The following is a 9,257-nucleotide window of genomic DNA, read 5'->3' as shown; positions in this document are numbered from 1 at the left end:
CTCCCCCTTGTGGGGAGGGTCGGGGGGGGGGGGCGGGCGGGCGGGGGGGGGGGGGGGGGGGGGGGGGGCCCCCCCCCCACCAGGGGGGGGGGGGGCGGCCGGGCCGGGGCGGCCCGCCCCCCCCGGCCCCCCGCCGGGGGGGGGGGGGGGGGCCCCCGTGGCCCACCCCCCCCGGTTGCGGGGGCGCCCCCCCCGGGGGGCCGGCTCACCGACCCTCCCCACAAGGGGGAGGGTAAAGAAGCCCGCATCGCGGTCGATGAAGTCCGCGCCACGCTTGACGTGCCGCTAGGTCCCGAGATCGGCCAGTGCTGCGGCGGGCGCGTCGAAGTCTTGATCCGTATCGTCGATGCCGCGCTTGCTGCCGAGCTGATCGCGGCCGCAGAAGCCGAGGAAGCCCACCTGCCGCATGTCTATATCTTCGGCGGCGGCCATGTCGGCCAGGCGCTGGCCTCGACCGTTGCACTTCTTCCCGTGCATGGCGTCGTCATCGAGACGCGGGCCGAAGCGCTGGAAGGTATGCCGGAGACGGTCGAGAGGCGGCTGACGCCGATGCCCGAGGCCGAGGTGCGAAACGCTCCCGCCGGCACCGCCTTCGCCATCCTCACCCACGACCATGCGCTGGATTTCCTCATCGTCGCCGAGGCGCTGAAGCGCGACGACGCGGCCTATGTCGGCATGATCGGCTCGAAAACCAAGAGAGCGACGTTCAGGAACTGGTTCCTGAAATCGGCGGATGGCACGGAGGCTGAGTTGGCCCGCCTCGTCTCCCCGATCGGCGGCGACGCCGTCAGGGACAAGCGCCCGCCGGTGATCGCGGCGCTCGCGGCAGCCGAGATCATGACGGCACTGGTCGTTCACAACACCGCGCCGAATGCCGACCATGAAGTCCAGCACAAGATGATGGCCGGCTAAGCTTCGGCGCGGCTAAGCAGGCCGCTTCAGGCCAAGATGATCTCGCAAGGTGCTGCCTTCGTATTCCCGACGGAACAGTCCGCGCCGCTGCAGTTCCGGCACCACGAGTTCGCAAAAGGCATCGATCTCGCCGGGGAAGTATGACGGCATGACGTTGAAGCCGTCCGCGCCGCCGCCCTCGAACCGCGCCTGCAATTCGTCAGCGATCTGCACCGGCGTGCCGACGATACGCCAATGGCCACGTGCGCCGGCGAAATGGCGCGCAAGCTGGCGGATCGACAGGCCGTCGCGGCGCGATTGTTCGATGACCAGCGCCTGGCGGCTTTTCATGCCCTCGGTCTCCGGCAGTTCGGGCATCGGTCCGTCGATCGGATAGCTCCCGAGATCGGAGATGCTGAGATAGCTGGACAGTAGCGCCACGCCGACATCGTCGGGGATCAGCGCCTGCAATTCCTCCTGTTTCTCCCGCGCTTCGGCCTCGGTGTCTGCCACCACCGGGGAGACGCCGGGCATGATCTTGATGTCGTCGGGTTCCCGCCCATAGCCCGCCATACGGCCCTTGAGGTCGTCGTAAAAGGCCTTGGCTTCCTCGAGGGTCTGCGCCGCCGTGAACACGACGTCGGCGGTGCGGGCGGCAAGGTCGCGGCCGACATCCGAGGCGCCGGCCTGCACCATCACCGGCGCGCCCTGCGGCGAGCGCGGCAGGTCGAGCGAGTCGCGCACCGAAAAGCTCTGGCCGTTGTGACCGTGAAAGCCGCTGCCTTGCCAAAGTCCTGATACCACCTCGGCGAATTCGCGCGCCCGCTCGTAGCGGTCGGCATGCGGTTTCAGGCCCGTCGCGCCGAAATTGGCGGCTTCGATGGGACTGGCCGACGTCACCAGGTTCCAGCCAGCCCGGCCACCACTCAGATGATCGATCGAGAGAAAGGTGCGCGCCAGCCCATAGGGCTCGTTGTAGCTGGTCGAGGCCGTCGAAACGAGGCCGATGCGGCTGGTCTGGACGGCGAGCGCGGACAGCAGGCTGATCGGCTCGAAGCCGATCGAGCGTGAGGTCTGGCTGGCGATGCCGACATTGGCTTCGCGCAGGCCGGCGGCGTCCTCGCAGAACACCATGTCGAACTTCGCCGCTTCCGCCGTGCGCGCCAGCCGGATGTAATGATCGATGTCGATGCCTGCCGTGACATGCGCCTTGGGGTGACGCCAGGCGGCGATGTGGTGGCCCGTCGCCCACAGGAAGGCGCCAAGCTTCATCTGGCGGGTCATTGCGCTCCTCCGGCAAGTCTGAGATGCGAACGCAAGGTGGTGCCGGGATAATCCGGTCGGACGAGGCTGCGGCGCTGCAATTCCGGCAGCACGCGGCCGATGAAACCGTCAATCGCGGCAGGCGGTATTGCGATGTTGAACCCGTCGCAGCTTTGCGAGCTGAACAATGTTTCGAGCGCGTTGGCAGCGAGATCTGCGCCAACGTTCAGCAGCAGCTTGACCGCACCCGGATCGCGTCCGCAGGCCACAACGCGGCGCTTGAGATCGTCATGGCGCGCCTTGGCGTCCTCTGTGGGTCTGTCCAGCAGGACGACATCGGCGGTGCGGACGGCGATATCCAGGTCGGCCTCGGACAGGCCGGACAGCACCAGCACCGGCGTATCCTGCGGCGAGCGCGCGACGTTCAGCGGCCCGCGCACGGAGAAAAATGCGCCTTTGTGGTCGAGCAGGTGCATTTTTTCGGGATCGTGGAAGCGACCGCCGGCCTTGTCGAACAGCAGCGCGTCGGCATCCCAGCCCTGCCACAGGCGCTGAACGATGCCGATGTATTCCTGCGTGCGGCGGCGGAACACATCGTCAGAAAATCCATCCGGCCGGCTGAAATTGGCGGCTTCCCCTGGCGCCTGCGCCATGGTCGCGTGCCAGCCGGCGCGGCCATGGCTGATGATGTCGAGCGAAGCAAAACGGCGCGCCAGATTGTACGGCTGGTGAGCGACCGTCGAAGCTGCAGCGACAAGGCCGATCCGACTTGTCATCGTCGCCAGCGCCGCCAGCAAGGTCGTCGCTTCGAAAGAACTCGACCCGGCGCTGTTCGGCGCGGAATCATCGAGGACAATCATGTCCAGCCCCGCCGCTTCCGCTTGCTTGGCAAAGCCGGCCAGATCGCTAAACCCGAGCGGCTGCCCGCAAGCAATGTTGAGCGAAACGGCAAGATGCATTGTGGCTTGCTGGTCAGTCGGCATGGGACCATCGATCATAGGGCGGCGTATGCGAACCTAAGGTCACCTGCTTGTAAGACAACCCTGGCGACTGGGCCAACAGCCCCTCACTTGCCGGCCAGCAAATCCTTGATCAGCCGCTGGCAACGCTCGGCCATGAAGTCGAGCAACAGCCGCACCTTTGGATCCTGCAGCTTCTTGTGCGGATAGACGGCGGCGAACTGCACCGGCGTTGGCGGCGTGCTGGCCAGGATGACCTGCAGCCGCCGGTCGCGGATGAAGGGTTCGACCTCGAAGCGCGGCTTGTTGATGATGCCGCGGCCCGACAGCGCCCAGCCGGTCAGCACATCGCCATCGTCGGTGTCGTAGGGGCCGTGCACCTCGAATTTCTGCGGGCCGGACGGCGTCTGCAGCGTCCAGACATATTCGCGCGCCCCGGAATAGCGCAGCATCAGGCAGTCGTGCTTCTTGCCGATCAGCTCCTGTGGCTCCACCGGCTCGCCGCGCGCTTCCAGATATTTCGGTGCCGCCACCAGCACGCGTTCACATTCCATGATGCCGCGCATCCGCAGGCTGGAATCCTCGATGATGCCGAGCTTGAAGGCGACGTCGATGCCTTCCTTCATGATGTCGATATTGTGGTCGGAGAGCCTCAGCCGCACCTCGATATCGGGGTATTTGTCGTGGAAATCCGGAATGCCCGACGCCACCAGCCGCCGTCCGAGGCCGAGCGGTGCGGTCACCTTGATGGTGCCGCGCGGCTGGCCGGAAAGCGCCGAAACCGCGGCTTCCGCCTCGGTGATAGCCTCCAGCACCTGCTTGGCGCCGGAGTAGAACACCGTGCCATGCTCCGTCGGCATCAATTGCCGTGTCGTGCGGTTGAACAGCCGCACGCCGAGGTGTTTTTCCAGCTCCTTGATGCGGTTGGAGGCGACCGCCGGCGAAATGCGCATGTCGCGGCCTGCCGCCGAGAGATTACCAAGCTCGACGACGCGGACGAAGACGGCGATGTTGTCGAGATAGGCCATTCGTGGCTCTTTATGTGGCGGCGTACGTGGTCAGCCTAGTATTTTCCATTTTTTTTTGAAAGTCATCGTACACCTCGCCTCTTTTCGTTTGCGCCCCACACCGTAAAGTCAGCCGATCGGCAGGGACGATTTCACATGATGGATTTCGCGATTTTCTGGGACTGGCTGAGTTTCGCCGTGCGCTGGCTGCACGTCGTCACCGGCATCGCCTGGATCGGCTCGTCCTTCTATTTCGTCGCGCTCGACCTTGGCCTGCGCCAGCGCCCCGGCATGCCGGCCGGCGCATTCGGCGAGGAATGGCAGGTGCATGGCGGCGGCTTCTACCACGTCCAGAAATATCTGGTGGCGCCGGCCGAAATGCCGGAACACCTGACCTGGTTCAAGTGGGAATCCTACGCCACCTGGCTGTCCGGCTTCGCCATGCTGTGCGTGGTCTACTATGCCGGCGCCGACCTGTTCCTGATCGACCCCAATGTTCTGTCCATGTCGGTTCCCGTGGGCATCCTGCTGTCGATGGCGACGATCGGCGTCGGCTGGGTTGTCTACGATCTGCTCTGCCGGTCGCCGCTCGGCAAAAGTGACACCGGACTGATGCTGGTGCTCTATGGCGTTCTGGTGTTCATCGCCTGGGGTCTGACGCATCTGTTCACCGGCCGCGCCGCTTTCCTGCATCTCGGCGCCATCACCGCCACTATCATGTCGGCCAATGTCTTCATGGTGATTATTCCAAACCAGAAGATCGTCGTCGCCGACCTGATTGCCGGCCGAAAGCCCGACCCGAAATACAGCAAGATCGCCAAGCAGCGCTCGCTGCACAACAACTACCTGACGCTGCCCGTGCTGTTCCTGATGCTGTCGAACCACTATCCGCTGGCGTTTGCGACGGAGTTCAACTGGGTCATCGCCTCGCTGGTGTTCATCATCGGCGTCTTGATCCGGCACTATTTCAACACCGTGCATAAGCGTGCCGGCAACCCCCACTGGACCTGGATGGCGGCTGCGGTGCTATTCGTCATCATCATGTGGCTGTCGACAGCGCCGAAAATACTGACCGGCGAGCCCAAGGCATCCGCCGCGGCCGAAGTCTATATCGCCTCGTCGCATTTCCCGGCGGTGCGCGACACCGTGCTTGGCCGCTGCTCGATGTGCCATACGGCCGAGCCGGTCTATGAAGGCATCTACCATGCGCCGAAGGGCGTGATGCTCGACACCGACGCCGGCATTGCCGAGCATGCGCGTGAAATCTATTTGCAGGCCGGGCGCAGCCACGCCATGCCGCCCGCCAACGTCACCCAGATCAGCGACAAGGAACGGGCGCTGCTGGTCGCCTGGTTCGAAGGCGCAGGGAAATAGGGATGACCTCCACACTTCTGCGCGGCCGCACCCTAAGTTTTTTGCGCTGGCCCGAAGCCATCGACGACCATGCCGCCTGGCGCTATGAGGAGGATGGCGGCCTGCTGATCCGCGACGGCCGGATCGTTGCCGTGGGCAGCTACACGGAAGTCGAAAAGCAAGCGGGCGACGGTGCGAAAAAGATCGATCATCGGCCGCATCTGCTGCTGCCCGGCTTCATCGATGCGCATGCGCATTTCCCGCAGATGCAGGTCATTGCCTCCTACGGCGCCGAACTGCTCGACTGGCTGAACACCTACACCTTTCCCGAAGAGACCAAATTCGCCAACGCCCAGCATGGCCGCCGCATCGCCCGGCTGTTCCTGGACGAGATGGTGCGCCACGGCACGACGACGGTCGCCGCCTACTGCTCGGTGCACAAGGCGTCTGCCGAAGCGTTCTTTGCCGAATCGCATGCGCGCGGCATGCTCAACATTGCCGGCAAGGTGATGATGGACCGCAATGCGCCGGCAGGCGTGCTCGACACGCCGCAATCCGGCTATGACGATACGAAGGCGCTGATTGCGGAATGGCACGGCAAGGGCCGCCAGCTTTATGCGATCACGCCGCGCTTCGCCATCACCTCCTCGCCCGAGCAGCTGGAGATGGCCGGCACGCTCTGCCGCGAAAACCCCGACCTGCACATGCAGACGCATCTGTCGGAAAACCACGCCGAAATCGCCTTCACGCAAAAACTCTATCCGCAGGCGCGCGACTACACCGATGTCTACGAGCAGTATGGCCTGCTGGGGCCAAAGAGCCTGTTCGGCCACTGCATCCATCTCTCGGAACGAGAGGCCGATGCGCTGTCGGACTCAGGCTCGGTGGCGGTGTTCTGCCCGACCTCGAACCTGTTCCTCGGCTCCGGCCTGTTCGACTACCAGCGCTTTCGTCGCCGCGACAAGCCGCTCAGGATCGCTGCCGCCACCGATGTCGGCGGCGGCACCAACTATTCGATGCTGCGCACCATGGACGAGGGCTACAAGGTGATTGCGCTGAATGGCGAAAAGCTGAACCCGTTCCAGTCCTTCTGGCAGATAACGCGTGGCAATGCCGAGGCGCTGTCTGTGGCGGACAAGGTCGGCACGCTGGATAAAGGCACCGACGCGGACATCACCGTGCTCGACGCCCGCGCCACGCCGGCGATGCGGCTGAGGATGGAGACTGTGGAGACGCTGGCGGAGGAGCTGTTCCTGCTGCAGACATTGGGCGACGACCGCGCGGTGCGCGAGGTCTATGTTGCGGGGCGGCCGGCCAAGATCGATATGATCGTGGGGTAGGACCCATCATCCGCGCGGGACAAGATGATGATTGCGCCTGGTTGCCAAGTGGTTCCCCCACTCCGTCGCCGCTTCGCGGCGCCACCTCTCCCCCCTCCGGAGGGAGAGGAAGGGAGCCTTTGCTTCGGAGGACGGGCGCCGGTTCGGACAGCTTGGCGCCCTTCCTCTACCCTGTCGATCGGGGGAGAGGTGTCGAGAGAAGCTCGACGGAGTGGGGGTCGACCCTGGCCGGGCAAGACCACCACCGCGACGAGACCTTGACCGGGCGGAGCTTGTCGTACACACGATTTGTGACTGACTTCGGAGAACAAAATGGCCGCTGCCGACGACATCGCTCTGATCCAGAAACAGGAAGAGACGCTGGTCTTCCCGGCCTTCGACGAGGCCGTCGCCTTCAAGGTCGGCGCGGCGATCCGCGAGCGGGCGCTGGCCGAAAAGCTGCCCATCATTGTCGATATCAGGCTGTGGGATCGGCCGCTGTTTTATGCCGCGATGCCCGGTTCAAACGCCTCCAACCCCGACTGGGCACGACGCAAGATCAATGTGGTCAAGCGCTACCTCAGGAGCACCTATCGTCTGGTGCTGGAACAGCAGCGACCGGACCGCACCTTCAAGGTCGGCGAGGGGCTGGATATTGCTGATTACGTACTGGCCGGCGGCGGGTTTCCGGTGACTGTAAAGGGTGCCGGCGTCATTGGCGTCATCGCCGTCTCCGGCCTGCCGGAACGCCAGGATCATGGCGTCGTCGTCGATGCACTGTGCGATCATCTCGGCGTCGATCGGACACAATTGGCGCTGCCGCCGGAAGGTAAATCGTGACGTTGGCGCTGCCCCTCATCCGCCTGCCGGCACCTTCTCCCCGTATAGTGACGGGAGAAAGGACAAGCTCGAGCGCTGGCGATCCCCTCTCCCCGTCTTTCACGGGGTGAGGGTGAGGGGCAGCGCCAACGTTTGCTCATTTTGAAAACCGCCAGTTACGGCCAAGGATAACCGTGCTCGATCCCAAATCCTTTCTCATCTCGATCTTCAATGCCGCTGTTGCCGCTGCCGATCCTGAACGGACCATCAGGGATCATCTGCCGGCCAGGCCCAAGGGCCGTACCATTGTCATTGGCGCCGGCAAGGGCTCGGCGCAGATGGCGGCCGCGTTCGAGAAGGTGTGGGATGGCCCAATCGAAGGGCTGGTCGTCACCCGCTACGGCTATGGCGCCAGATGCGAGCGCATCGAAATCATCGAGGCGGCACATCCGGTACCGGACGCTGCCGGTCTTGAGGCGTCGCGGCGCCTGCTCGAAAAGGTGCAAGGGCTGACTGCGGACGACCTGGTAGTGGCGCTGATATCGGGCGGAGGATCGGCGCTGCTGCCGTCGCCTGCCGCCGGCCTGACGCTCGCCGACGAAATCGCCGTCAACGAGGCGCTGCTTGCCTCCGGCGCGCCGATCGCGGCGATGAACACAATCCGCAAGCATCTCTCGACCATCAAGGGCGGCCGGCTGGCAGCTGCCGCCTGGCCGGCCAAACTGGTATCACTGGTTGTCTCTGACATTCCCGGCGACAACCCGGCCCTGGTGGCCTCCGGCCCGACCGTGCCCGACTCCGGCAACCGCGCCGATGCGCTGGCCTCGATAGCGGCCTATGGCATGAAGCTGCCCGACGCCGTCATGGCGCACATCAACTCGCCAGAGGCCGATGCGCCAGATCCGGATGACCAGCGCTTTTCACGCAATGAAGTGCACCTGATCGCCTCGGCTGGCGTGTCGCTGGAAGCGGCAGCCGCTGAGGCAAAACGGCAGGGCATCGAAGCCGTCATCCTCTCCGATTCCATCGAGGGCGAGGCGCGCGAGGTCGGTGGCGTGCATGCAGCCATTGCGCGCGAAGTGGCGACGCGCAACCGGCCGTTCAAAAAGCCGGTGCTGATCCTGTCCGGCGGCGAGACGACCGTGACCTTGCGGGCCCCTGTTGACGGAAAAAGGGGCAAGGGCGGCCGCAACTCCGAATTCCTGCTCGCCTTTGCCATCGGTATCAGCGGCGCGGAAGGTATTCATGCATTGGCCGCCGATACCGACGGCATCGATGGCTCTGAAGACAATGCCGGCGCCTTTGCCGATGGCTCAACTGTCTCGCGCATGCGTGCCGCCGGCATCGACGCCAAGGCGATGCTGGCCGGCAACAATGCCTGGACGGCGTTCAACGCGATCGGCGATCTGTTCGTGCCAGGGCCGACGGGTACGAATGTGAATGATCTGAGGGCAATCCTAATCAGTTAATTCGGCCGTGGCGGCCGAAGTTTCCAACGTTGGATTCACGACCGTAGGTGATTGGCTGAAGCCACTCAGCTTCGTCATCCCTGGGCGAAGCAGGAGCGAAGCTCCGTCGCGAAGCCCCGGGTCCATTCCGTGATGTTAGCCGTCGAGCGCAGCGGAGCAGAATTCTGCACCGTAGCA

General features: G+C 64.6%; 7 protein-coding genes and 1 pseudogene. 5 read left to right on the top strand and 3 right to left on the bottom strand.

Annotation, left to right across the window (positions count from 1 at the left end; genetic code table 11):
• Positions 1 to 222 precede the first annotated feature (222 nt).
• Positions 223 to 912, top strand: a pseudogene (xdhC, locus tag NKI05_RS09140) (xanthine dehydrogenase accessory protein XdhC); the annotation flags it as partial.
• 12 nt (positions 913 to 924) lie between these two features.
• Here xdhC and NKI05_RS09135 read toward each other — a convergent pair.
• The 3 genes from NKI05_RS09135 to NKI05_RS09125 all read right to left on the bottom strand — a co-directional run bounded on the left by NKI05_RS09135 (position 925) and on the right by NKI05_RS09125 (position 4,141).
• Positions 925 to 2,175, bottom strand: a complete 1,251-nt coding sequence (locus tag NKI05_RS09135; protein ID WP_023815955.1) for an LLM class flavin-dependent oxidoreductase — start codon at positions 2,173 to 2,175, stop codon at positions 925 to 927.
• On the bottom strand, positions 2,172 to 3,113 hold the full coding sequence (locus NKI05_RS09130; RefSeq protein ID WP_023815956.1) for an LLM class flavin-dependent oxidoreductase: 942 nt from the start codon (positions 3,111 to 3,113) through the stop codon (positions 2,172 to 2,174). The genes NKI05_RS09135 and NKI05_RS09130 overlap by 4 nt, the downstream gene beginning before the upstream one ends.
• A gap of 107 nt (positions 3,114 to 3,220) precedes the next feature.
• The gene (locus tag NKI05_RS09125; RefSeq protein ID WP_023671373.1) at positions 3,221 to 4,141 is read right to left on the bottom strand and encodes a LysR family transcriptional regulator; all 921 of its coding nucleotides are present in this window, start codon (positions 4,139 to 4,141) and stop codon (positions 3,221 to 3,223) included.
• 135 nt (positions 4,142 to 4,276) lie between these two features.
• Here NKI05_RS09125 and NKI05_RS09120 point away from each other — a divergent pair, with 135 nt between their 5' ends.
• The 4 genes from NKI05_RS09120 (at position 4,277) to NKI05_RS09105 (ending at position 9,080) form a co-directional block, all read left to right on the top strand.
• Positions 4,277 to 5,494 carry a urate hydroxylase PuuD gene (locus tag NKI05_RS09120; RefSeq protein ID WP_023815957.1) on the top strand — a complete coding sequence of 406 codons (1,218 nt, stop codon included), beginning with the start codon at positions 4,277 to 4,279 and terminating at the stop codon, positions 5,492 to 5,494.
• A 2-nt stretch (positions 5,495 to 5,496) separates the two neighbouring features.
• Positions 5,497 to 6,813: a guanine deaminase gene (gene guaD, locus NKI05_RS09115; RefSeq protein WP_023815958.1), complete on the top strand. Its 1,317-nt coding sequence runs from the start codon at positions 5,497 to 5,499 to the stop codon at positions 6,811 to 6,813.
• A gap of 312 nt (positions 6,814 to 7,125) precedes the next feature.
• The gene (locus tag NKI05_RS09110; RefSeq protein WP_023711326.1) at positions 7,126 to 7,632 is read left to right on the top strand and encodes a heme-degrading domain-containing protein; all 507 of its coding nucleotides are present in this window, start codon (positions 7,126 to 7,128) and stop codon (positions 7,630 to 7,632) included.
• 167 nt (positions 7,633 to 7,799) lie between these two features.
• Entirely contained in the window at positions 7,800 to 9,080 is a 1,281-nt protein-coding gene (locus NKI05_RS09105) for a glycerate kinase type-2 family protein (protein ID WP_023815959.1), read from the top strand.
• Positions 9,081 to 9,257 lie beyond the last annotated feature (177 nt).

This window comes from Mesorhizobium sp. M0771, assembly GCF_040320155.1.
Classification (GTDB): Bacteria; Pseudomonadota; Alphaproteobacteria; order Rhizobiales; family Rhizobiaceae; genus Mesorhizobium.
This window is presented reverse-complemented; position numbering and strand designations above follow the sequence as displayed.